Origin of the sequence: Streptomyces sp. NPDC048297, from assembly GCF_043201585.1 — a bacterium.
Classification (GTDB): domain Bacteria; phylum Actinomycetota; class Actinomycetes; order Streptomycetales; family Streptomycetaceae; genus Streptomyces.
In genome coordinates, this window is sequence record NZ_JBICZA010000017.1 from 96067 (window position 1) to 117666 (window position 21600).

Genomic DNA, 21600 nt, shown 5'->3' on the forward strand with positions numbered 1-21600 from the left:
CTTGGTCACAGGCGCCATAGCAGGGCTATCGCACCTGCTTTGAGGATCGCCTGTCGGATCGACCAGCACAGTATGAGGAATTGAGAACACGTCATGTCTGAGGTTGTGCAGCCGGTGCTGGAGCCGGCAGCGGCCGCGTTCGCCGAGGCGACCGCGAATCCGCCCTACCTCTTCGATCTCCCGCCGGCCGAAGGCCGCAAGGCGGTCGACGAGGTACAGTCCGGCGACATCGAGAAGCCGACGGTCGACGAGGAGTGGATCACCGTCGAGGGCGGTCCCACGGGCAGCGTCCGCGCGCGCGTCGTCAAGCCCGCCGGCGCCTCGGGCACCCTGCCGGTGATCATCTACATCCATGGCGCCGGCTGGGTCTTCGGCAACGCCCACACCCACGACCGTCTGGTGCGCGAACTCGCCGTCGGCGCGAACGCGGCAGTGGTCTTCCCCGAGTACGACCTCTCCCCGGAGGCCCGCTACCCGATCGCGATCGAGCAGAACTACACGGTCGCGCGGTGGGTCGTCCGGGAAGGCGCCTCCAAGGGCCTGGACTCCTCGCGTATCGCTGTCGCCGGCGACTCCGTCGGCGGCAACATGACCGCCGCGCTGACCCTCATGGCGAAGGAGCGCGGCGACGTACCGCTGGTGCAGCAGGTGCTGTTCTACCCGGTCACCGACGCGAACTTCGACACCGGTTCCTACCACCAGTTCGCGACGGGTTACTTCCTGCGCCGTGACGGCATGCGGTGGTTCTGGGACCAGTACACCACCGACGAGGCCGAACGCGCCCGGATCACCGCCTCCCCGCTGCGCGCGACGACCGAGCAGCTCGCCGGACTGCCGCCGGCCCTGGTCATCACCGGCGAGGCCGACGTCCTGCGTGACGAGGGCGAGGCCTACGCCGGCAAGCTGCGCGAGGCGGGCGTCCCGGTCACCGCGGTGCGCTTCCAGGGCGTCATCCACGACTTCGTCATGCTGAACGCGTTGCGCGAGACGCAGGCGGCCGAGGCCGCCATCACCTTGGCCACCACCACCCTGCGCGGCGTCCTGAACACCTGCTGACTCGCCGACCCGGCAAGGCCACACGCATCAGCGGCAGGGCCACATCCGCCAGTGACAACGCCACACCCAAGTGGCAGGGCCACACCCATCAGCGGCAAGCCCACACCCCGCCAGTGGCAGGGCCACACCCATCAGTGACAAGGAGAGAACAGACATGGCCACCAAGTCCACCCCGACGGTCGTCCTCGTCCACGGCGCCTTCGCCGACGCCGCCAGTTGGTCAGGAGTCATCGCGGAACTGCAGGACAACGGCGTCGCCGTGACCGCGCCGCCCAACCCGCTGCGCGGCCTCGCGTCCGACGCCGCGTACATCGCCTCGGTGGCGTCCCAGATCGACGGTCCGGTCATCCTGGTGGGCCACTCGTACGGCGGTGCGCTCATCACGGTGGCGGGCACGGCGGAGAACGTCGTCGGACTCGTCTACGTCGCGGCGTACGTTCTCGAAGAGGGGGAGAGCCTCGGTGAACTCCAGGGCCGCTTCGCGCTCTCGCCGCTGGTGAGCAACCTCAAGGAGGCGACCTACCCGGTCGAGGGCGCCGAGCCCGCGGTCGAGGTCAGCATCAAGGCCGAGTCGTTCGCGGACATCTTCGCGGCGGACGTCCCGGCTGACGTCACCAAGGTTCTCGCGGCGGCGCAGCGCCCGCTCGCCGCCCTCGCGTTCGAGGAGACGGCCTCGGCGGCCGCGTGGAAGACCAAGCCCTCCTGGGCGCTCGTCGCCGGTGCGGACCAGGCGATCAACCCGGAGGTGGAGCGCTTCGGCGCCGAGCGGGCCGGGGCGACGGTCGTCGAGATCGAGGGTGCCTCGCACGCGGTCGCCGTTTCCCAGCCCAAGGCGGTGGCCCAGGTGATCCTCGACGCGGTGCGCGCGACGAGCTAGGGACTCGGTGCGAGTCCGGCCGAGCCGAGGTCCGCGAACAGCTACGGGGCCGCCCGATTCCTTCGGGCGGCCCCTGTGCTGCGGGCCCGCGTGCTGCGGGCCCGCGTTCCTTCGTCAGGACTTGGCGCGCAGAGCGGAGTTCAGGAAGCTGCCTGCCTGAGCGACCGCGGCCTGGGACGCGTTGGTGCCGGCGAGGGCGTTGAGCATGGCGAAGTCGTGGATGGTTCCCTCGTAGCGGACGGCCGTCACGTCGTTGCCGGCCGCACGGAGCTTGGTCGCGTAGGCCTCGCCCTCGTCGCGCAGGACGTCGGCCTCGTCCGTGATCACCAGCGCCTTGGGGAGGTCCTTGAGCTGGTTCAGGTTCGCACGCAGGGGCGAGGCCAGGATCTGCTTGCGGGAGGCGGCACTGGGCGCGTAGGCGTCCCAGAACCACTGCATGGCCTTGCGCGTCAGCCAGGGGCCGTCGGCGAACTGACGGTAGGAGCCGGTGTTGAAGTTCGCGTCCGTGACCGGGTAGAAGAGCGCCTGGCCGGCGAGGTGCGGTCCGCCGCGTTCCTTGGCCATGAGGGTGACCGCCGCCGACATGTTGCCTCCGACGCTGTCGCCGGCGATGGCGAGGTGGCTGCCGTCGACGTTGATGTCGCTGCCGTGGCGCGCGACCCACTGGGTGGCGGCGTAGATCTCTTCGATCGCGACGGGGAAGCGGGCCTCGGGCGACGGGGTGTAGTCGACGAAGATCACCGCGGCGTGGGCGCTGTTCGCGATCTGCCGGACCAGGCGGTCGTGCGTCTTCTCATTGCCCAGAACCCAGCCGCCGCCGTGGACGTACATCACCGCGGGAAGCTTTTCGGTGGCCCCCTCGGGACGCACGATCCGGACCGTCACCTTTCCGCTGGGACCGACGGGGAGCACCCGGTGGGTGACATCGGCCGGCGGCAGTGTGACGGGCCCGGACTGGGCATCGTCCAGGGCCTTGCGGGCGTCGGCGTAGGAGAGCGTGTAGATGGGAGGGTTCTTGGCCGCCGCGTCGGCGAACGCCTGGGCGTCGCTTTCGAGGACCACCGGTGTGGATCGTGCGGAGGCGTTCTGCGTGCTGGTCCGGCCGGCGGGATTCGTCAGTGCTTCAGCGGTGACGGCCGAACCGACGATGAGGGTGGACGCTGCCGCGAGAGCGGACCATCGCGCTGCTCGCTGAGTACGGCGCGTTGCCATGTGATCTCTCCTGAACCGATGAAGTGCGGGCACACCTGCGGTGGTAGCGGGGTGTTGGTCACCCGGCACGGGCAAGTGGCCTGCGGATTGGGGAGGGTAGGTGGCGAGGGCTACGGGTACTCGGACTGGCCCAGTGCCCTTGACGAGTCCGACGACGAATCCGGTGACGAGTCCGACGACGAATCCGGTGACGAGTCCGACGACGAACCCGGTGGCGCGGTGGCCACTGGTGCCGTTCGGCGTGCCGTCCGTGTGGCAGCCTCGCCGTTTGCCTGGTTCGACGATAAGAGACGTCAGATCTTGCTCGTAGCCCAGCCGTGCAGAGTGCCTGTTCTGCGAGTGCACCGCCGCGGCAGCCCCGGAGAAGTCCCGTCGCGGGGCTTCTGGAGCCCACAGGTCACCGATGCGTGCACACAGTGCACTGGGGGACAGCCGGTGATGCAGGGAACGGCAAGTGCCAAGTGCATTCGTTCCTATGGTGGTGGCGGGCTCCGGAACGGACGCGCTGGTGACACATAGAGCGGAGGCTTGCGTGAAGACCCGGATCAAACCCGTCCTCGACGTGTGGGCGTGGCAGGCCGACGCCGCGTGCCGAGGCATGGACAGTTCCCTCTTCTTCTCACCCACCGGTGAGCGGGGCCGCGCGCGCCGCAGACGCGAAGACGCGGCACGCGCGGTATGTCAGAAATGCCCGGTAGCCTCTGCCTGTGCTCTCTTCGCCGAGGCCTCTCGTCAGCCCTATGGCGTGTGGGGCGGCTACACGGAGACGGAACGCAATCGACGCACGCAGGGCGCTCGTCGCCAGTGACTCCGCCAACCCTTCGACTCGAAAGGGAGCCGATGACAGCACTGACCGGCATCACCCATCACACGGCCGAACTCAACGGAATCAAGCAGCACTGGGTCAGTGCGGGGCAGGGGCCGCCCGTCTACCTGCTGCACGGTTTTCCCGAGACCTGGTACGGCTGGCGGAAGCAGATTCCGGTACTGGCCGAGCAATTCACCGTGATCGCACCGGACCTTCGCGGCTACGGGGACACGGACAAGCCTGCCCACGGCTATGACAAGCGGACCATGGCCAACGATCTGGTGGCGCTGATGGACCATCTGGGCCATGAGCGGATCGCCCTGATCGGCTGGCCTGGTGCTTCGCCTCGTTCGCGGGTGTCAGGTACGGCCCGATCTCGTGCCCGATGCCCAGCGTGCACGACGAGGCGTCGACGATGAGCGGCAGTCGTCCGCCGTCGGTCCACTCCCAGGCCCGTTCGATCTCTTCTCCAGCGACCCGCAGGCGGTCTACGAGCGCTGGACGCAGTTCCGTGCCTGGGCCGAGCAGGCCGACCTCGGCCCCGGGGTCGCCTTCGACCCGGCGGACCTGGGCGCCCCCGCACCGGCGCCCCGGCAACTGCTCGCCATCGGCCTCAACTACCGCGAGCACGCCATCGAGGCGGGCTTCACCACACCCGAGGGCATGCCACCGGTCTTCACCAAATTCGCGACCAGCCTCACCGGGCCGGTCACTGAAGTGGCCTTGCCGAAAGACGGACACACCGACTGGGAGGTGGAGTTGGTCGTGGTCGTCGGCCGCCGGGGGTATCAGGTGCGTGAGGCCGACGCGTGGAGTCACGTCGCGGGTCTGACCGTCGGGCAGGACATCTCCGAGCGGATCATCCAGATGGAGGGCCCCGCCCCGCAGTTCAGCCTCGGCAAGTCGTTCCTCGGCTTCACGCCGACCGGTCCCTGGCTGGTGACCCCGGACGAGTTCGACGATCCCGACGACCTGGAACTCGGCTGCGCCATCAACGGTGAAGAGGTGCAGCACAGCCGCACCCGCAACCTCATCTTCTCGGTCCCGGCCCTCGTCGCGAAGCTGTCCGGGGTCCTTCCCCTGCTTCCGGGCGACGTCATCTTCACCGGTACTCCGTCGGGTGTCGGCCTCGGCCGTTCGCCGCAGCGCTGGCTGACCGACGGTGACGAACTGGTCAGCACCATCGAAGGCATCGGCGAACTGCGGCAACGCTTCGTCGGCTGACCACGCACCGTCCCGACGCCCGGACGGGACGGAGCACAAGAGCCCTTTCCTTGGAGCCCTTTCCGTGGAGCTCTTTTCCTTGATCATTCCGATGGGTTCCTCACCCGCCTGACACCGAAAGTGAAAAAGCACATGACGAGATTCACCATGCGGAAGCGAACTGCTCTTCTGGCCACCGCCGTCGCGGCGACCATCGCCGTGACCGCCGCCGGTCCGGTACCCGCCTTCGCCGCAGGGCCGGCAGCCCACGAGCGCTTCGTGTCGCACCTGGACATGGCCGCCGGACAGCGACCGGAGAACATCACCCTGGAGCCCGGCGGCGGCGCGGACGTGACCTTCGCCTTCAGCCGTCAGGTCGCCCGTATCAGCCCCGGCGGACGGGTCCATGTCCTCGCGACCCTGCCGGAGCCGCCGGCCGGCGCCAGCACCCCGGCGCTGTCCTCGCCGTTCCTCGGCGGCATCGTCCGTGCCCACGACGGGACGCTGTACTTCCTGTACGCCACCGGCAGCAGCGATCTGACCGGCCTGTGGCGGCTGCGTCCGGGCGGCACCCCGCAGCGCATCGCCGCACTGCCGGCCGACGGCCTGCCCAACGGCCTTGCCTTCGACGAGAAGAAGGGGCTGCTGTACGCGTCCGACTCGGTGCTCGGCACCGTCTGGCGCATACCGGCGAGCGGGGGCACGCCCACCGCGTGGGCCTCGGCACCCGAGCTGGCCGCCGCGGGCTTCCTGGGCGCCAACGGCATCAAGATCCACAACGGTGCGGCCTGGGTGTCCAACCTGGACAAGGGCACCGTGCTGCGCATCCCGATCACTCGCAACGGTGCGGCCGGCCGAGTCGAGACGCGCGCCACCGGTCTCGTCAACATCGACGACTTCGCGTTCACAGGTGACGGTGACACTCTGCTCGCCGCCATCAACTCGGACAACGAGATAGCCCTGGTCAGGACGGGCGGCAGCCACACCGTCGTCCTGACGGGCGACGACGGGCTGCAGAACCCGACCTCACTCGCCGTACGAGGCAGGACGGCGTACATCGCCAGCGGCGCCTACTTCACCAACGACGACCCCAACATCCTGGCCGTCAGGATCCCCCACGGCCGCTAGGACCGGTGGCGGGCGGCCGGAGACGGCCGCCCGCCGCACAGGGACAGCCGTCCGCACCCGAAGCCACCGATCGAGAGGACAGTCCTGGTGACCAAGCCGAGTGCAGAGCAGCCGCAGACCGCGGCGGCGGGCGCGTTCGACCCCGACGCGTTCCTGGTCGTCCCCGCCCGGACATTCGAAGACCTGCGTATCGGGGAGGTCTTCCGAGCGCCCAGCCGCACCCTGACCGATGCCCACGCCGCCGCCTTCCAGACGGTGTCCGCGGACAACCACCCCGTGCACTACGACGTCGAGTGGGCGCGTAAGCACGGCCACTCCGCGCCGGTGGTGCACGGTCTGCAGGTGCTCGCGTTCACCGCGCCCGGAGCGACCCTGTTCCCGCACTTCATCGGCGAGGTGTTCATCAGCTTCCTCGAGTTGTCCTGCCGCTTCCTGGCCGAGGTGCACTCCGGGGACACGCTCTACCCGGCTCTGACCATCACGGACCTGCAGCCCCAGGGCGAGAACGGCATCGTGGTCACCGGGGCCACCATCCACAACCAGCGCGGCGAACTGGTGCTCACCGGCCGGCACAAGTACTTGCTGCGACGCCAGTAGGCAGGCGGTACCGAATCGAGTGTGGTACCCGGCCTGTCCGGCCGGGTACCACGCTCCGTCACAGCGGCCGGAGCCGGCCCCTGTGCGAAACGTCCGCTGAAGGGTAGGTTCGTGCCCCAGCAGCCAGGGGGATCCCTGGTCGCGGCGTGGTCGGAACCGAAGGACACGGATGATGCCCAGCAGTCGTAGTGCTCTTGCGTTTGCGGGGGATCTGGCGCGTGCGACGTCGTTCGACGAACTCGCGCGGCGACTCTACGCCGGCGTCGACCAGCTGTTCGGCCCGGTGTGCGTCGGCTTCGACCTGCTGGACCCGGACACGCACGAGGCGCGCCGGACCAGCGCGCGCGGGGTGAGCGACTACTTCATGGCCCGCTACGACCGCTTCGCGCGGCGCAGGGATCCCGTGCTCACCTTCGCGATCGATCACCGGGCCGTCACCTACAACCTGTCGATGATGTCGTCCTCCGAGTGGCGCTCTCTGGGGATCTACCAGGAGGTCTTCGCCCTGCACCGGATGACCAGCCTGGTGTACGCGCCGGTGGTGGCGGAGGGCCGGGTCGTGGCGACGCTCAACCTCGGGCGGGAGGACGGGGCCGACGGGTTCGACGCCGCGCAGCTGGAAGAGGCCGGGGCGCTCGCGGACCTGCTGGGTGCCGTGCTGGGCTCGCAGCAGCGGGCCGACGCCCTCGCCCGGCGCGCGAACCGGTACGCCGCCGCGATCGATCTCTGCGACGAGGCCATGGTGGTGACCGACCTGGACGAGGGGGAGCGCCACATCAACCCCTCGGCCGCGGCGGTCCTGGCCGAGCGCGGCCCCGAGGAAGCCTCCCTCGACGAGGAGCTGGCGCTCCACGGGCGCGCCGGCGAGCTGGTCAGGCGCTCGGTGACCCTGGAGGACAGCGGCGCGCTCGTCACCTTCCTGAACTCCGGCAAGCACGGAGGGCGGCTGCCCGAGTGGCTCCTGCGCCGGCTGACACCCCGCGAGGCCGAGGTCGTGGCCCTGGTCGCGCGCGGCTGCCGGGACGGGGAGATCGCACGGCGGCTGACGCTCAGCCCGCACACCGTCAAGGGCTATCTGCGGGACGTCTACCAGCGGCTGGAGATCCACTCCCGCGTCGAGCTGACCCGCCTGGCCACCGACAAGGAGCGGTGACCCCCCTCGTTCGAGGGGGGTGGCAGGACCACGCGTCCGTGGTCTGATCCGGCCCGCTCCGCCGAACCTAAAGTCCCGGACAACCCGGGCAGCGCGCAGGCGACCGCCGATGAGGATCGCCCCCGTCTCCGCCTCACGCCCCGCTCCGGGAACGACCACCGAGTACGGGAGTGGAGCCATGACAGTCGCCTCCGGCCAGGCCACCGAGGAGCTGACGGCGATCGACGCCGAGTTCCTGATCCATCCGCACGGCGCGCCCGGTCACGGGGAGCGGATGATCGTCACCCGCGGCAAGGGCGCCAGGATCTGGGACTCGACCGGCCGGGAGTACATCGACGGCACCGGTGGCGGACTCTGGGCCAACCTGGTCGGTCACGGCCGTACGGAACTCGCCGACGCCGCCCACCGGGAACTGGCCGAGCTGGGGTTCTTCTGCACGTTCTGGGAGTTCTCCAACCCCGCGCAGATCAGGCTCGCGCAGCGCCTGGTGGAGCTGGCCCCGGAAGGGATCACCAAGGTCAATCTGACCGCGGGCGGCACCGAGGGGATCGAGGCCGCGCTGAAGATGGCCCGGCTGTTCCACTTCGAGTCCGGGCACCCGGAGAAGCAGTGGATCCTCTCCCGGCGCAGCAGCTATCACGGCGTCGGCTACGGGTCCACCGCCGCCACCGACTTCGACTGGCTGCGGCACGGATTCGGGCCTCAGCCGGCCGGCTTCGCGCACCTGACGCCACCGTGGCCGTACCACTCGGAGCTGTACGGCGACCAGGACCCGACCGACTTCCTCGTCGAGGAGCTGCGGCAGACGATCGACCGGATCGGACCGGAGAAGATCGCCGCCTTCGTCGGTGAGCCGATCATGGGCGTGGGAGGCATGCTCGTGCCCCCGGACGACTACTGGCCGCGGGTCGAGGCCGTCCTGCGGGAGCACGACATCCTGCTGATCCTCGACGAGGTGGTCACCGGCTACGGCCGGGCCGGCCACCACTTCGCCGCCGAACGGTTCGGTCTGCGCCCGGACATCATCGTCACCGCCAAGGGCATCACCAGCGGATACTTCCCGGTCGGCGCCGTGCTGACGACCGAACGCGTCGCCCAGGCCATCACCGGCGGCGCCCACGGATTCCCCATCGGGTACACCTACGCGGGACACCCGGCCGGAGCCGCCGTCGCCCTGGCCAACCTGGACATCATCGAACGCGAGGGGCTGGTCGACCGGGCGTCCCGGACGGGCGAGTACCTGGCCACCCAGCTGAAGAGCCTGCTGGACATACCGCTCGTCGGCGAGGTGCGCAACGTCGGCCTGATGGCGGCGGTCGAGGTCGTCGCCGACCGCGGAACCCGGCGCCCCATGGAGTCCGTCGACGCGATCGCGGCCGAGATCCGCCGCGCGCACGGAGCCATCGTCCGGCCTTCGGTCGGGTCCGCGCTGATCCTGTCGCCGCCCCTGACCATCGAGGAGGACGAGTTGGACGTCTGCGTCCAGGCCATCGGCGAGGTGCTGCGGCGGACGAACGCCGACGGCACCGTGGCGAGGAGAGCCTGACCTGCCATGGACACGAACGCGAGTAACGCGAACAACACGAACAACGGGGACGGCGCGTCGGCCGGGTCCGGAGCGCTTCGGGCCAACGCCGTGGGAGCCGCGGGCATCGTCTTCTTCGTCGTCGCGGCGGCGTCACCGCTGTCGGCCGCGCTGGGCGGGAGCCCGGCCGCGATCGGCGCCGGCAACGGAGCCGGTGCGCCGGGCGCCTATCTGGCCGTCGGCGTGGTGCTGCTGCTGTTCGCCGTCGGATACGCGGCGATGAGCCGGTACGTCACCACGGGCGGCGGGTTCGCGGCCTACGTCCACGAGGCCCTCGGCGCCCGGATGGGCCGGGGCGCCGCCTACCTGGCCACCGTGTCGTACGTGGCCATGCAGGTGGGCCTGTACGGCATCTTCGGCTTCTTCGCCGACGTGGTGTTCGGGCAGCAACTCGGGATCGACCTGCCCTGGCCGGTGTGGGCGTTCCTCGCCATGGTGCTCGTCGGAGTGCTGGCCTGGTTCGACATCGACCTGTCCGCCAAGGTGCTGGGCGTGCTGATGATCTGCGAGGTGGTCGTCCTGCTCGTGGTCGACTTCGCGATCGTCGGCAAGGGCGGCGCCCACGGGCTCAGCCTCGCCGGGTTCAGCCCGGACACGGTGACCGGCGGCGCCCTCGGCATCGCGCTGATGTTCGCGTTCGCGTCGTTCATCGGCTTCGAGGCGACCGCGATCTACAGCGAGGAGGCCCGTGACCCGAGCCGCACCATTCCCCGGGCGACCTATGCGGCGGTGCTGCTGATCACGGTGTTCCTGGTGTTCACCGTCTGGTGCTTCGTCGTCGGGCACGGCGTCGACACGGTGCGGGACGAGGCGCGGCACAGCCCGGACGCCTTCGTGTTCACCCTCTCCAGCCGCTACGTCGGGGCCGCGTGGACCGACATCATGCAGTACCTGCTGATCACCAGCTTCTTCGCGGCGCTGCTGGCCTTCCACAACACGATCGCCCGCTATCTGCTCTCCCTGAGCCGCCGGGGCTGGGGCCCGCGCCCGCTGGCCCGTACGCACCCCAGGCACCGGTCCCCGCACATCGCCGGCGCGGTCCAGAGCGTCGTCGGCGCCGTCCTCGTCGCCATCTTCGTGGCGGCCGGGCTCGACCCCTACACCGCGGTGTTCTCCTGGTCCGTCGGCCTCGGCACCCTCGGGGTGATCGTGCTCCAGGCGTGGACCTGCGTCGCGATCATCACCTACTTCCGGCGGCACCGCACCGGACTGGGCGCCTGGCGGACCCTGATCGCGCCAGGACTGGGCGGCGCGGGCCTGGTCACGGCGATCGTGCTGGCCCTGCGGAACTGGGACGTGCTCGTCGGCTCCGACACGGGCGTCTCGAACTACCTTCCGTGGATCGTCCCCGCTGTGATCCTCATCGGCGTCCTGCTCCCGGCGGGCGCCCACCGGACCTCCCCTTCCTCCGCACACTCCCTCGACCGACAGAAGGCGACATGGACACAGCCGCACTGACCCAGCAGTACATCTCCGGACAGTGGCGCGACGGCGCATCCGAGAAGACCCTGCACGACCGGAACCCGTTCGACGGCCGGGCGATCGGCGACTTCCTCATCGCCACCCGCGAGGACATCGACGAGGCCTACCGCGCCGCGCAGACCGCACAGCGCGCGTGGGAGCAGGTCAGCGCCTATGACCGGCGCACCGTGTTCGAACGGGCCGCGAGGATCGTCGAGGAACGCGCCGACGACATCACCCGGATCATCGTCGAAGAGGTCGGCGGCACCGCGCTGAAGGCGGCGTTCGAGATAGGCCTGGTCGTCGACGTGCTCAAGGAGGCGGCCACCCTGCCGCTGCGGGTGCAGGGGAGCATCCTGCCCTCGCCGGTGCCGGACACCGAGAACTACGTCCACCGCAAGCCGGTCGGCGTGGTCGGCGTCATCAGCCCGTTCAACTTCCCGCTGTTCCTCGGCATGAAGTGTGTCGCGCCGGCCCTGGCCACCGGCAACGGCGTGGTGCTCAAGCCGCACGAGGAGACCCCGATCGCCGGCGGTACCCTCATCGCCCGGATCCTTCAGGACGCGGGGCTGCCGGCCGGGCTGCTCAACGTCACGGTCACCGAGATCCCCGCGATCGGCGACTACTTCCTGGAGCACCCGGTCCCGCGGATGTTCGCGTTCACCGGCTCCACGGCCGTCGGCCGGCACGTCGGTGAGGTCGCGGCACGCCACTTCAAGAAGGCCGTTCTCGAACTGGGCGGCAACAGCGCGTTCATCGTCTGCGAGGACGCCGACATCGACTACGCGGTGGACTCCGCCGTGTTCAGCCGGTTCACCCACCAGGGCCAGATCTGCATGTCCGCCAACCGGATCCTGGTGCACTCGGCCGTCGCCGCCGAGTTCAAGGAGAAGTTCGTCGCGAAGGTGGCCGCACTGACCACCGGTGATCCGGCCGATCCGGCGACCGTCGTCGGCCCGCTCATCAACCACCGCGAGGTCGTCAACCTGGAGGAGAAGGTCGACACGGCCGTGGCCGCCGGTGCGCGGGCCCTGGTGCGCGGCGAGACCGTGGGCAACGTCGTGGCGCCCGTCGTGCTCGACAACGTCCGCGTCACCGACGAGATCGCCAGGGCGGAACTCTTCGGCCCGGTGGTGCTGGTGCTGGAGTTCGACACCGAGGACCAGGCGATCGCGATGGCCAACGACACCGACTTCGGACTCAGCGGCGCGGTCCACACCAGGGACCTGGTGCGGGGCATGCGGCTGGCCCGCCGGATCGACACCGGCATGGTGCACGTCAACGACGCCACGATCGCCGACGAACCGATCGTGCCGTTCGGCGGGGAGAAGCAGTCCGGTATCGGGCGACTGGGCGGCCAGTCCACGATCGACGAACTGACCACGCAGCAGTGGATCTCGGTCAACCACGGCCGGCGGATCTACCCGTACCAGTGAACGGACCGGTCCCGGCCACGCGGCGACGCGTGGCCGGGACCGACCCGTTTCCAGCACCCGTTCTCCCTGCCGGTTTTCCGCACCCGTATCCCGCACCGGTCTCCAACTCCCGTTTTCCGCACTCGTTTTCCGCACCCGTGTTCCAACCCCGCCGGGAGCCACCATGACAACCACCAGCCCGAGCCCCCGCCACGCGGAGCGGTTCACCCTGGCGATGCAGTCGGCACTGACACGGAGCGAAGTCGTCGACGCCTACCTCACCCACGCGCGTGCCGTGATCCCGGCCGGCGCCGTCGGCCTGTACCAGCTCGACGAAGGCACCGGACGGGTTCTGGACATGCACGCCGTGACCTCGGACGACTTCCTCGACGCCTACGAGGCGTACGGCCGCGCCGACGATCCGGTCCTCACCCGGGTCATCGGCGCGAGGACCGCGCTCGACTCGTCACGCCTGCCCAGCGGGCAGTGGGACCGCAGCGGCGCCCGGCAGGCGCTCGCCGTCGCCAGGTACGCGCACTCCCTCCTCGCCCCCGTGATGTCGGGCGGCGCGTTCTACGGCACCCTCAACTTCGCGCGCACCGCCGTCCACGCCCCCTTCTCCCAGGTGGACCTGACCGCCGCCCAGTCGATCGCCGACCACGTCGGACGGGCCCTGGAACGCGCACGGCGCTTCGAGGCGACGGCGCAGCGCGCCGCGCTGATCGAGAACACCCTCGATCACCTGGACTACGCCGTCATCATCACCGACCTCGGTGGCCGGGTGCTGTTCTTCAACCGCTTCGCACGACGTGCGTGGCCCGTTCCGCTGGGCCCCGACGGGAGCCTGGCCACGACGGACGGCCTGGCCCGGGCCATCATCGACGCCACCGCCTCGTTCGTCCGGGACGGCAGGAGGGTGCAGGCCGGTACCGCCTGCACGACCGGCGGAAAGGACGTGATCGCCAAGACGTTCCGGCTGGCGGGCGACACCCCCGCCGCGGCGACCATTCTCTTCGAACACTCCGGACGGCAGTCCGCGGACCGGCTGCCGGACTGGCAGGTCCTGACCCGCCGGGAGCGGGACATCGCGCAGCTCGTCAGCGAGGGCCTGACGACCCGGCAGATCGCCGAGCGCGCCTTCGTCTCCGAGAACACGGTCAAACAGCACCTCAAGCGCATCTACGCCAAGACGGACGTGGCCAATCGCGCCGAGCTGATCCATCTGATCTGGGCCTCCGCGCACGGCTCCGCGGGCCGGTAGAGGCGAGGACACACGAAGGGCGGGTGGCGGTCTGCGAAGACCGCCACCCGCCCTTCGCCGCCCGCTACCGAAGGGCGCGGCCACCGTCACTGTTCACGACGAGCCCGGTCACCACCCGGGCGGCCTGCGGGTCGGCGAGGTAGACGTAGGCCCCGGCGTGATCGGCCGGCGTGGGAGTCACCCCGAGCAGGGTGCCCGCCGCGATCCGCTCGTCGCGGCCTTCGACGGCGCCGACCGAGGACGTGGCCCCGCCGAGCGACGCGAGCCCCGAGAAACCGGTGCCCGTCGTGCCGCCGGGTGCCACGCCGTTGACCCGGACGGACGGGGCCAGGTCGGCCGCCAGATGCTGCACCACCCCGCGCAGGGCCCACTTGGAACTGCCGTACAGCACACCGCCCCCGACGGGGTGGAACGCCGACTCCGACAGCGTCAGGGTCACGGAACCACCCCCCTCGTGCAGAGCCGGCCAGGCGGTCCTGATCGCGACAAGTGTCCCCAGGACGTTCACCCGCCACATCTCCTCGGCCGCGTCGGTCAGTTCCTCCACCGACAGCTCGCGGAGCGAGACGTAGTGGTCGAACACGCCGACACAGCAGGTCAGATGGTCCAGCCGGCCGTCCGGGCCGACCGCCTGCGCCAGCGCCTCGTACAGCACAGGGACGGCGGTCGCGTCACCGGCGACCACGTGCAGGGACCGCCCCCGGGTCTCCTCCGCCAGCGTCTCGGCGTGCCGGGGCGAGCGTTCGACGACGGTGACGGTCGCGCCCTCGTCGAGGTAGGCCAGGGCGGCGCCCCGGCCGATGCCGGCGCCGCCCCCCACCACGAGGACCCGCATCCCCTCCATGCGCCCGCTCACGGTGCGGGCCTCCTCGCGAGCATGTCGGTGATGAAGTCGGGCTCCTGGAAGCTGAGGCAGTCCAGCGCCACGGCGTCCAGGAGGACACGGCTGCCTCGCCGCGGGGACCAGATGTCCAGGCGCACGCCGTTCCTGGTCTGCACCTTGCGGATGATCACGTCCGCGAACTCGTTCGCGATGACGATCGGCCCGTCGCCGCCCGGACGGTCGGGGTACGCGGACACGTCGCCGATGTCCGGGCGTTCGACGGTGGGTTCGTTGCTCGGCCTGTCCACCTCGGCCTCCTTCGGGGGTGCGTGTCGGTCAGACGAAGACGGACAGGTTGTGCGCGTTGATCAGCGCCTGGTCGAACGCCGCCCACCTGCGGGCGAGTCGCCAGGTGCCGCCCTCCCTGCGGACGGTGTCCTTGCGCGCCAGGGAGTACAGACTCGGGGTGGGGCTGTCTCCGCGGCTGCGGTAGAGGAAGCAGTTGGAGTGCACCAGGTAGGTGTCCGGCACGTCCGTGGCGTCGACGAGGACGTTGGTGACGTAGTGGCGTGTGCGGGAGGGCGGCTGCTCGGCCCAGGAGAAGTCCGTCTCCAGCCGCCGCACACGCACCTCCAGCGTCTGCCGGTCGTCGTCGAAGATCCTTGAGGTGGGGGCCAGTTCCCATTCGGCCCCGGCCTCACGGGTCACCCGGACGGGCACCTCGTAGACGATGTCGTCCGCGAGCATGGCCAGCCAGTCCCGAAAGCGCCGCTCGTCCAGGGCGAGCGCCTCCCGGTACAGGAACTCCTGGATCTCGGCCACGGTGTCGCGGTCCACCCGACGTCGGTCGCTCATCACGCCTCCCCGGCCAGGTAGTCGCCCCACCGGGACCACAGGTTCCGGAAGTTGGTGTCGTTGACGTAGGGAGTGACGGCGCGGCCGGGGCCGGGGAAGTCCGGGTCCGGTTCGCTCTCCATGCCCATGACGTAGGGGAAGTCGAGGTCCTTGACCATCGTCGACCCGGCGGACCGGGTGACCTTGGTCCAGTTCTCGAAGTCGTCCTGCTCGAAGGTGCCGGCCTGGCCGAAGGCCAGCGTGTACGCGCGATAGGCCTCGGCCTTGTACTCCGGTGAGGCGCTCTTGGGCACCAGGCACCAGGAGTACATCTCCATCCGTCCGGGGCCGGCCGGATGGTAGAGCCTCATGGTGACGAAGCGGACTCCCGGTTCGCCGGGGACCAGGCTGAAGGGCTGCATCAGGAACGACAGGTTCGGGAAGACGGTGCCGACCGCCGTGCGCGTCCTGGCGAAGACCTGGACCTGCTCGGGCGTCAGCGCCTGCTTCATCTCCTCGGCCAGGTCGTCGGGGAAGCCGCCGAACGCCGGGAAGCCGGGGCTGTGGCCCAGCCCGATGCCGTGTCCCTTGCCGGGGACGCTAACGGCCCAGCCCTGGCTGTGGGTGGATCCCGACGACGGGAAGTAACCGAGGTTGAAGCCCCATTGGTGGGCCACCGGGGTGTGGTAGCCGTCGCCGGCGAAGTTCTCGGCGCAGATCTTCCAGTCGGTGTCGGCGATCCAGTGGTCCGGCGGCCCGTGCACCTCGACGCCGTCGAGGCCGTGCTTGAGGTAGAGGTCGAGGTAGAAACGGAAGTCGCCCAAGTACTCGGCGAGGGTGGGGGCTTCGGGGTCCAGCGTGCCGAAGACCAGACCTTCGTAGGTGTCGATGCGGACGCGGACCAGCGCCCAGTCCTTGCGCCTCAGCCGGCTCTCGTAGCCCTCCTTCATGTAGGGCACGCCGATCAGTTCACCGGAGTTCTTGTACGTCCACCCGTGGTAGGAGCAGCGGAAGTGCGAGGCGTTGCCCATCTCGGTCTTGCACATCACATTGCCGCGGTGCCGGCACATGTTGAGACTGGCGTGGATGTCGCCGTGCTCGTCCCGGGCGACGATGAGGTTGTTGTTGCCGATGGAGCGGGTGACGTAGTCGCCGGGTGAGGGGATCTCGCTCTCGTGGGCGAGGAAGCACCACGCCCTGGAGAACAGGCGTTCCTGTTCGAGGTCGTACACGGCCTGGTCGTTGAAGGCGCGGGCGGGGAACCGGCCTGCGGTGATCCCCGCCCGGGTCTTCTCAACCCAGGCATCCAGCTGCGGCCGCGGCCGCTCTGCCTGCGTTGTCATGGGTCATCCCTGGTGCTTCGGCGTGCGCGGACCGAACCGCTTCTCGACCTCGGTCCTGATCTGCTGGTAGCGCGCGACGTGCTCCTCGGTGGTGCGGATGTGCTCGGCGGGGACGAGGTCCTCGGTGTAGGGCGGGCGGCACTTGCCGACGTCGATGTAGCCGGCGCCGTTCACCCGGATCTTCTCGAGCGGGATGTTGTACTTGGCGAACTCCATGAAGTCCTGGCCGACCAGGAACGGTTCATGGGCCCAGCGCAGCCGCTCGGTCAGCCAGCGGGCGTCGTCGGTGCGGCCCTGCTGGAGCGCGTCGCGCAGTTCCAGCACGGGGCCGGGGCCCATGGCGGTGGTGGACGACCAGGCCATGCCGACGAGTTCCTCGCCGTACATCTCCCAGGCCGGGAACCAGTCCGTCTCGATCGACATCAGCGGGAAGCTGGTGCCGGTGTGGGCCATGTCGTTGTGGTAGCGGAAGCCCACGGAGGCGCCGCCGGCGTACTTGACGGCGACGACCTGCGGCAGCTCGATGAGGGTCCTGTAGACGCGCCGGGGGATGATGCCGCGGAACGCCGCGGTGTTGTCGTAGACGACGATGGCGAGTTCGGGCACGGCCTCGGCCACGTCGCGGTAGAAGCGCTCCATCACGGGGGCGACCATCTCGCCCCACATGGGCCGGCCCAGCAGGGTGCCGGTGACGCCGAGGTCGGCGAGGTACTTCATCCGGGCCACCGTGTCACGGGTGTTGAGGGTGGTGGCGCCGATGAAGAGCGGGAAGTCGGGGTCGATGCCGCGGGCGGTCTCGGCCGCGCAGGCGGCGAACGCCTTCCACTCCTCCAGGGTCAGCGTGGCGCACTCGCCGAGGGTGCCGTTGAGGGCGATGGCGTCGACGCCGTCGTTGACGAGGGAGCGGATCATCCGCTCGGTCTCCCGCAGGTCGACGGTGTCGACCGCGTCGACCCGCTCGGCGCCCGGCAGGGCCGGGGTGGGCGGGTAGGCCATCACGCCCCGCATGTCGCGGCCGGTGACCTTGGGCAGCTTGCTCATGATGATGTCTCCTCGGGGAGCGGTGGGAAGGGTGCGGTCACAGCCGGGCGGCGGCGACCGCGGTGCCCGTGAGCCACTCGGGCACGGGCTCGTAGGCCAGGACGTCGAAGCCGGACCGGGCGGCGCCGGCGGCGACCAGCCAGGTGCGGATCTCGTGCGCGCCGTTGCCGGCCGCGTCGATGTCGTCCTGCGTGTAGTCGGTGAGCCGGGCGGGGTCCCCGGATTCGAGGCGCGCCACGAAGTCGCGGTCGAAGTCCTCGTTGACCGAACCGGATTGGGGCAGGCCCACCCAGTGGGACAGACCGCCGGTCGCGAGGATCACGACACGGCGGGCGAAACTCTGGGCCTCGACCGCGTCGCGGATCATCCGTCCCAGGTCGTAGCACCGCTTGGGGGTGGGCCAGGGCGGGTTGACGCCGTTGACGACGACCGGGACCAGCGGGTACTCGGAGTCCGGATCGAGGCGCTTGAGCGGCACACAGAAGTTCTCGTCGAACTCCAGGCCGCCTTCGACCAGGGCCGGGTCGAACTCCGCCCGCAGGGCGTGGGCGTACAGATGACGGCCCAACTCGGCGTGACCGGGGTAGAGATGCTGCTCGACGCGGAGGAACTCCGCCATCTCGGCGGTGGTGGGCCCGAGATACGAGTCCCCGGTGGCGATGGCGAAGGCCGGCAGGTTGCCGAGATGGAAGTTGGTGAAGTGCTCCACCGAGACGGCGATCACGGCGTCGGGCCGCAGCGCTGCGATCCGCCTGCGCACCTCGTCGTACGCGCCTTCCACGGTGGCGCGGACGTCGGCCGGGGCCCGCTCGGGCCAGCCGGTGATGCCCGGTGAGTGGGACGCGGCGAAGACTCCCACAATGCGTCCGTCGTGGCTCATCGTCCCGTCTCCCCTCGTATCTGTGCGTAGTAGTGGGCCCGGTCGACCTGGAGCTGGATGGCGCAGAAGTAGAGCAGGTAGGGGTTGACGCCGCTCTCGTACAGCGACTTGAAGTCGAGGTCCTTCATCCACTGCCGCAACTCGCCGCCGACGCCGTACGCGTCGAGGACGGCGTCCGGGTCGGCCAGGTAGGCGTCCCTGACATCCGGCTTGCGGCGGATGTCCCACAGGAGTCGGTGGACCGCGTACACGGGGACGCCTCAGTCCGTCGTGCGGGCGGCGTCGAGCCTGTGCAGGAACCAGTCCGACAGGCGGGCGGTGGCCACGGAGAAGTAGTCGTAGCTGCAGTGCAGCGACCCGGCACCGTCGTAGATGTCGACGGTGACGTCCTCGGTGGTGAGCGCGTCCACGAAGCGCCGGGCGCCCGCGATGTCCATGATGATGTCGTCGGTGCCGTGCATGACGTAGACGGGGACCGACAGCTTTTCGGCGACGCCGTCGAGGGTGAACGCGGCGAGCTTCTCGCGGGCCTCGGCGTCGTCCTTCGAGCCCGTCAGCCACTGCAACTGCTGCTGCAGCGGCGGGTAGAACTCGTAGAAGTCGGTGAGGATGCTCCAGGTGCCGCACCAGGCGGCGACGGCCTTCACCCGCGGCTCGAACGCGGCGGCGCGCGGGGCGTAGTAGCCACCGAAGCTGACACCGGCCAGGCCGATGCGCTCGGCGTCGACGTCGTCGCGCTGTTCGAGGAGGTCGAGGACGGCGGCGACGGGGACTTCGTAGTCGGGGCGGCTGTAGAGCTGCTTGAAGCGCAGTGAGCTGCCGCGGCCCGGGGTGTCGACCATGACGACGTTCATGTCGCGGGCGGGGAACTCGGTCCCGCCCATGAAGTACAGCTCCTCGGCCCAGGAGTCGGCGCCGCCCAGGAAGAGCACGGTGGGCCGGCGCTTGCCGGAGTTGTCCGGGCGCACGATGTAACCGTCCATCGTGGTGCCCTCGTACGGCACGCTGATGCGCTCGATGACACCGTCCGACAGCTCGACGGCGCGCTGGAAGTTCGTCGTACCGGCGATGTAGGCGGCTTCCCGGCGCGGGTCGGCGGAGGACAGGAAGAACTCGGAGTGGCGCCAGTAGCCGCACGAGCGCATGAAGGCCCGGCGGGCGGTGGTGATGTCTCCCCGTTCGAGGGCGGCCTCGGCCGCGGCGGCGACCTCCTGCGCGGTGCGGCTCCACTCCTTCTGCCACAGTTCGCCGTCGGTGCTGGTGCGGCCGATGCGGGCGGCGGTGCGGGCGCATTCGAACAGGTCGGCGCCGCCGACGGCGACCTGGGCCAGCAGGCGCATGGTCTGCAGCGACCAGTCCTCGTCCTGGGGGAAGAGTTCGATGACGGACAGGGCGTCGCGGTTGGCGGCGACAGATGACTGGGGCATCGGGCTTCCTCTGCGTCGATGGGTGGGGCGATGGGTGCGTCGATGGGTGGGAGGGGTCAGGAGGTCACCGGCGCGGTGCTGCCGGCGATGTCGCGGAAGGGGCGTGGCCGGCGATGTCGCGGAAAGGGGTGCGGTCGGCGATGGCGGACCGCAAGGTGGCCAGCTGCCGCGGGGCGTTGATGCACACCGCCCCGCGGACGATCCCGTCGCGCCCGTAGGCCGCGACGAGCGAGGACGCGTCGCGCCGCAGTACGGCGACGGTGTCCTCCGGGGAGATGCGTCCGACGCAGCGCAGCTTCGCCTCGAACTGATCGGTCCAGAAGTAGGGAACGGACTCGAAGGGGCGCGGCTCGCCGAGGAGCGTCCCGGCCGCGTGCACGCCCTGTTCGACGGCGTTGGTCCAGTGCTCGACCCGCATGGTCTCGGCGAACAGAGCGTTGTGCCAGCGGGCCGCGTCGCCCGCGGCGACGACGCCGGGGACGCCGGTGGACAGGTCCGGCTCGCACCGCACGCCGTCGGCACAGCGCACGGCGGAGCCGGTCAGCCAGGCTGTCGCCGGAATGCCGCCCACGCCCACGAGAACCGTGTCGGCGATCAGTGTCTCCCCGGTGTCCAGGATCACATGGGCCCGATCGCCGTGCGCGCGCAGGGAGTCGACGCCGGTGGAGCACACGATCCGCACGCCGTTGCGCTCGTGCAGATCCCGGAACCATGCCCCCACGTGCTCGCCGAACCGGTGCATGGGGGCCGGCATCACATCGACGACGGTCACCTCAAGCCCCATGCCGCGGGCGGTGGCGGCGGTTTCCAGGCCGATGAACCCGGCGCCGACGACCACCAGATGGCCGCCGCGGACCAGGGCCTCGCGCAGCCGGCACGCGTCGTCATGGGTCCTGAGGGTGTGCACGGCCGGCATCGACAGGGTCATGGGCATCCGGCGCGATATCGACCCGGTGGCGATGACCAGGCCGTCGTAGCCGATCGAGGTGCCGGCCCCGAGCCGCAGGACGCGGTCCCGCGTGTCGAGCGCCGTGGCCGCCTCCCCGAGCCGCAGCGTGACGCCCTGCTCCTCGAACCATGCGGGTTCCCTCAGCCGCAGCGCCGACTCGTCCACCCCGTCGGCGAGCGCCGCCTTGGACAGCGGGGGCCGGGTGTAGGGCAGCCGGTCCTCGGCTCCGACCAGGACGATGTCCCCGTCGAAGCCCCGCTCGCGCAGGGACTCGGCGGCACTGACACCGGCCAGGGAGGCACCGACCACGACGACGCGGTTCATGCCTCGACCTCCACGCGTATGGCCTGGGCCGGGCAGCAGCGCGCCGAGGCCTCGGCGCGGGTGCGCAGGGTGTCGTCGGGGTTCGCGAGCCGCAGGACCGCCTTGTTGTCGTCCTCGTCGAAGTCCCAGAGTTCGGGTGCCTCGATCAGACAGTTGGCGTATCCCTGGCACTTGGTCGGCTCGAACACGATGCGGAGGGACATCACACGCTCCCTGGTTGCTT

The 21600-nt window shown here is 70.1% G+C and carries 23 protein-coding genes; 12 read left to right on the forward strand and 11 right to left on the reverse strand.

Features of this window, described 5'->3' with window-relative positions:
- Window positions 1-93: 93 nt before the first annotated feature.
- Entirely contained in the window at window positions 94-1056 is a 963-nt protein-coding gene (locus ACGFYV_RS20230; RefSeq protein WP_393879768.1) for an alpha/beta hydrolase, read from the forward strand.
- A 154-nt stretch (window positions 1057-1210) separates the two neighbouring features.
- Window positions 1211-1933 (forward strand): alpha/beta fold hydrolase, encoded by a 723-nt coding sequence (locus ACGFYV_RS20235; protein ID WP_393879769.1) that lies wholly within the window; start codon window positions 1211-1213, stop codon window positions 1931-1933.
- A gap of 114 nt (window positions 1934-2047) precedes the next feature.
- On the opposite strand, the gene ACGFYV_RS20240 is transcribed toward ACGFYV_RS20235, so the two are convergent.
- On the reverse strand, window positions 2048-3145 hold the full coding sequence (locus tag ACGFYV_RS20240; protein ID WP_393879770.1) for an alpha/beta hydrolase: 1098 nt from the start codon (window positions 3143-3145) through the stop codon (window positions 2048-2050).
- A 532-nt stretch (window positions 3146-3677) separates the two neighbouring features.
- Here ACGFYV_RS20240 and ACGFYV_RS20245 point away from each other — a divergent pair.
- From ACGFYV_RS20245 to ACGFYV_RS20290, 10 genes are all read left to right on the forward strand, one after another.
- The gene (locus ACGFYV_RS20245) at window positions 3678-3953 is read left to right on the forward strand and encodes a WhiB family transcriptional regulator (protein ID WP_393879771.1); all 276 of its coding nucleotides are present in this window, start codon (window positions 3678-3680) and stop codon (window positions 3951-3953) included.
- Window positions 3954-3985: 32 nt separating this feature from the next.
- On the forward strand, window positions 3986-4372 hold the full coding sequence (locus tag ACGFYV_RS20250) for an alpha/beta fold hydrolase (protein WP_393879772.1): 387 nt from the start codon (window positions 3986-3988) through the stop codon (window positions 4370-4372).
- The gene (locus tag ACGFYV_RS20255; protein ID WP_393879773.1) at window positions 4332-5177 is read left to right on the forward strand and encodes a fumarylacetoacetate hydrolase family protein; all 846 of its coding nucleotides are present in this window, start codon (window positions 4332-4334) and stop codon (window positions 5175-5177) included. Before ACGFYV_RS20250 ends, ACGFYV_RS20255 begins: the two co-directional genes overlap by 41 nt.
- A 147-nt stretch (window positions 5178-5324) precedes the next feature.
- Entirely contained in the window at window positions 5325-6284 is a 960-nt protein-coding gene (locus ACGFYV_RS20260; protein ID WP_393879774.1) for a hypothetical protein, read from the forward strand.
- An 87-nt stretch (window positions 6285-6371) separates the two neighbouring features.
- Window positions 6372-6881 carry a MaoC family dehydratase gene (locus ACGFYV_RS20265; RefSeq protein WP_393879775.1) on the forward strand — a complete coding sequence of 170 codons (510 nt, stop codon included), beginning with the start codon at window positions 6372-6374 and terminating at the stop codon, window positions 6879-6881.
- Between the two features lie 172 nt (window positions 6882-7053).
- Window positions 7054-8034 carry a LuxR C-terminal-related transcriptional regulator gene (locus ACGFYV_RS20270; protein ID WP_393879776.1) on the forward strand — a complete coding sequence of 327 codons (981 nt, stop codon included), beginning with the start codon at window positions 7054-7056 and terminating at the stop codon, window positions 8032-8034.
- A 178-nt stretch (window positions 8035-8212) separates the two neighbouring features.
- On the forward strand, window positions 8213-9580 hold the full coding sequence (locus tag ACGFYV_RS20275; protein WP_393879777.1) for an aspartate aminotransferase family protein: 1368 nt from the start codon (window positions 8213-8215) through the stop codon (window positions 9578-9580).
- A gap of 6 nt (window positions 9581-9586) precedes the next feature.
- Complete coding sequence (locus ACGFYV_RS20280) at window positions 9587-11077, forward strand: APC family permease (protein WP_393879778.1); 1491 nt, start codon at window positions 9587-9589, stop codon at window positions 11075-11077.
- A complete protein-coding gene (locus ACGFYV_RS20285) occupies window positions 11059-12516 on the forward strand; it encodes an aldehyde dehydrogenase family protein (protein ID WP_393879779.1) in 1458 nt (485 codons plus the stop codon). Before ACGFYV_RS20280 ends, ACGFYV_RS20285 begins: the two co-directional genes overlap by 19 nt.
- 163 nt (window positions 12517-12679) lie before the next feature.
- Window positions 12680-13756 carry a LuxR C-terminal-related transcriptional regulator gene (locus tag ACGFYV_RS20290; protein ID WP_393879780.1) on the forward strand — a complete coding sequence of 359 codons (1077 nt, stop codon included), beginning with the start codon at window positions 12680-12682 and terminating at the stop codon, window positions 13754-13756.
- A gap of 64 nt (window positions 13757-13820) precedes the next feature.
- On the opposite strand, the gene ACGFYV_RS20295 is transcribed toward ACGFYV_RS20290, so the two are convergent.
- The 10 genes from ACGFYV_RS20295 to ACGFYV_RS20340 form a co-directional block, all read right to left on the reverse strand.
- Window positions 13821-14612, reverse strand: coding sequence for an SDR family NAD(P)-dependent oxidoreductase (locus ACGFYV_RS20295; protein WP_393879781.1), 792 nt, complete (start codon window positions 14610-14612; stop codon window positions 13821-13823).
- On the reverse strand, window positions 14609-14887 hold the full coding sequence (locus tag ACGFYV_RS20300) for a dihydrodiol dehydrogenase (protein ID WP_393879782.1): 279 nt from the start codon (window positions 14885-14887) through the stop codon (window positions 14609-14611). The genes ACGFYV_RS20295 and ACGFYV_RS20300 overlap by 4 nt, the downstream gene beginning before the upstream one ends.
- 28 nt (window positions 14888-14915) lie before the next feature.
- Window positions 14916-15434 (reverse strand): 3-phenylpropionate/cinnamic acid dioxygenase subunit beta, encoded by a 519-nt coding sequence (locus ACGFYV_RS20305; RefSeq protein ID WP_393879783.1) that lies wholly within the window; start codon window positions 15432-15434, stop codon window positions 14916-14918.
- The gene (locus tag ACGFYV_RS20310; protein WP_393879784.1) at window positions 15434-16756 is read right to left on the reverse strand and encodes an aromatic ring-hydroxylating dioxygenase subunit alpha; all 1323 of its coding nucleotides are present in this window, start codon (window positions 16754-16756) and stop codon (window positions 15434-15436) included. The genes ACGFYV_RS20305 and ACGFYV_RS20310 overlap by 1 nt, the downstream gene beginning before the upstream one ends.
- A gap of 3 nt (window positions 16757-16759) precedes the next feature.
- Window positions 16760-17797: a dihydrodipicolinate synthase family protein gene (locus tag ACGFYV_RS20315; protein WP_393879785.1), complete on the reverse strand. Its 1038-nt coding sequence runs from the start codon at window positions 17795-17797 to the stop codon at window positions 16760-16762.
- 37 nt (window positions 17798-17834) lie between these two features.
- Window positions 17835-18677, reverse strand: a complete 843-nt coding sequence (locus tag ACGFYV_RS20320) for a hypothetical protein (protein ID WP_393879786.1) — start codon at window positions 18675-18677, stop codon at window positions 17835-17837.
- Window positions 18674-18928, reverse strand: coding sequence for a hypothetical protein (locus ACGFYV_RS20325; protein ID WP_393879787.1), 255 nt, complete (start codon window positions 18926-18928; stop codon window positions 18674-18676). Before ACGFYV_RS20325 ends, ACGFYV_RS20320 begins: the two co-directional genes overlap by 4 nt.
- Window positions 18929-18937: 9 nt before the next feature.
- Complete coding sequence (locus ACGFYV_RS20330; protein WP_393879788.1) at window positions 18938-20104, reverse strand: alpha/beta hydrolase family protein; 1167 nt, start codon at window positions 20102-20104, stop codon at window positions 18938-18940.
- Between the two features lie 64 nt (window positions 20105-20168).
- Window positions 20169-21377, reverse strand: coding sequence for an NAD(P)/FAD-dependent oxidoreductase (locus tag ACGFYV_RS20335; protein ID WP_393879789.1), 1209 nt, complete (start codon window positions 21375-21377; stop codon window positions 20169-20171).
- Window positions 21374-21580, reverse strand: a complete 207-nt coding sequence (locus ACGFYV_RS20340) for a ferredoxin (RefSeq protein ID WP_393879790.1) — start codon at window positions 21578-21580, stop codon at window positions 21374-21376. The genes ACGFYV_RS20335 and ACGFYV_RS20340 overlap by 4 nt, the downstream gene beginning before the upstream one ends.
- Between the last annotated feature and the right edge of the window lie 20 nt (window positions 21581-21600).

What these genes read in the sequence shown, in the direction of transcription:
- ACGFYV_RS20310 (WP_393879784.1), bottom strand. Translation starts at nt 16,756, where the DNA reads ATGACAACGCAGGCAGAGCGGCCGCGGCCGCAGCTGGATGCCTGGGTT.
- ACGFYV_RS20320 (WP_393879786.1), bottom strand. Translation starts at nt 18,677, where the DNA reads ATGAGCCACGACGGACGCATTGTGGGAGTCTTCGCCGCGTCCCACTCA.
- ACGFYV_RS20240 (WP_393879770.1), bottom strand. Translation starts at nt 3,145, where the DNA reads ATGGCAACGCGCCGTACTCAGCGAGCAGCGCGATGGTCCGCTCTCGCG.
- ACGFYV_RS20340 (WP_393879790.1), bottom strand. Translation starts at nt 21,580, where the DNA reads ATGTCCCTCCGCATCGTGTTCGAGCCGACCAAGTGCCAGGGATACGCC.
- ACGFYV_RS20270 (WP_393879776.1), top strand. Translation starts at nt 7,054, where the DNA reads ATGCCCAGCAGTCGTAGTGCTCTTGCGTTTGCGGGGGATCTGGCGCGT.
- ACGFYV_RS20275 (WP_393879777.1), top strand. Translation starts at nt 8,213, where the DNA reads ATGACAGTCGCCTCCGGCCAGGCCACCGAGGAGCTGACGGCGATCGAC.
- ACGFYV_RS20335 (WP_393879789.1), bottom strand. Translation starts at nt 21,377, where the DNA reads ATGAACCGCGTCGTCGTGGTCGGTGCCTCCCTGGCCGGTGTCAGTGCC.
- ACGFYV_RS20280 (WP_393879778.1), top strand. Translation starts at nt 9,587, where the DNA reads ATGGACACGAACGCGAGTAACGCGAACAACACGAACAACGGGGACGGC.
- ACGFYV_RS20250 (WP_393879772.1), top strand. Translation starts at nt 3,986, where the DNA reads ATGACAGCACTGACCGGCATCACCCATCACACGGCCGAACTCAACGGA.
- ACGFYV_RS20235 (WP_393879769.1), top strand. Translation starts at nt 1,211, where the DNA reads ATGGCCACCAAGTCCACCCCGACGGTCGTCCTCGTCCACGGCGCCTTC.
- ACGFYV_RS20260 (WP_393879774.1), top strand. Translation starts at nt 5,325, where the DNA reads ATGCGGAAGCGAACTGCTCTTCTGGCCACCGCCGTCGCGGCGACCATC.
- ACGFYV_RS20285 (WP_393879779.1), top strand. Translation starts at nt 11,059, where the DNA reads ATGGACACAGCCGCACTGACCCAGCAGTACATCTCCGGACAGTGGCGC.
- ACGFYV_RS20305 (WP_393879783.1), bottom strand. Translation starts at nt 15,434, where the DNA reads ATGAGCGACCGACGTCGGGTGGACCGCGACACCGTGGCCGAGATCCAG.
- ACGFYV_RS20230 (WP_393879768.1), top strand. Translation starts at nt 94, where the DNA reads ATGTCTGAGGTTGTGCAGCCGGTGCTGGAGCCGGCAGCGGCCGCGTTC.
- ACGFYV_RS20315 (WP_393879785.1), bottom strand. Translation starts at nt 17,797, where the DNA reads ATGAGCAAGCTGCCCAAGGTCACCGGCCGCGACATGCGGGGCGTGATG.
- ACGFYV_RS20330 (WP_393879788.1), bottom strand. Translation starts at nt 20,104, where the DNA reads ATGCCCCAGTCATCTGTCGCCGCCAACCGCGACGCCCTGTCCGTCATC.
- ACGFYV_RS20290 (WP_393879780.1), top strand. Translation starts at nt 12,680, where the DNA reads ATGACAACCACCAGCCCGAGCCCCCGCCACGCGGAGCGGTTCACCCTG.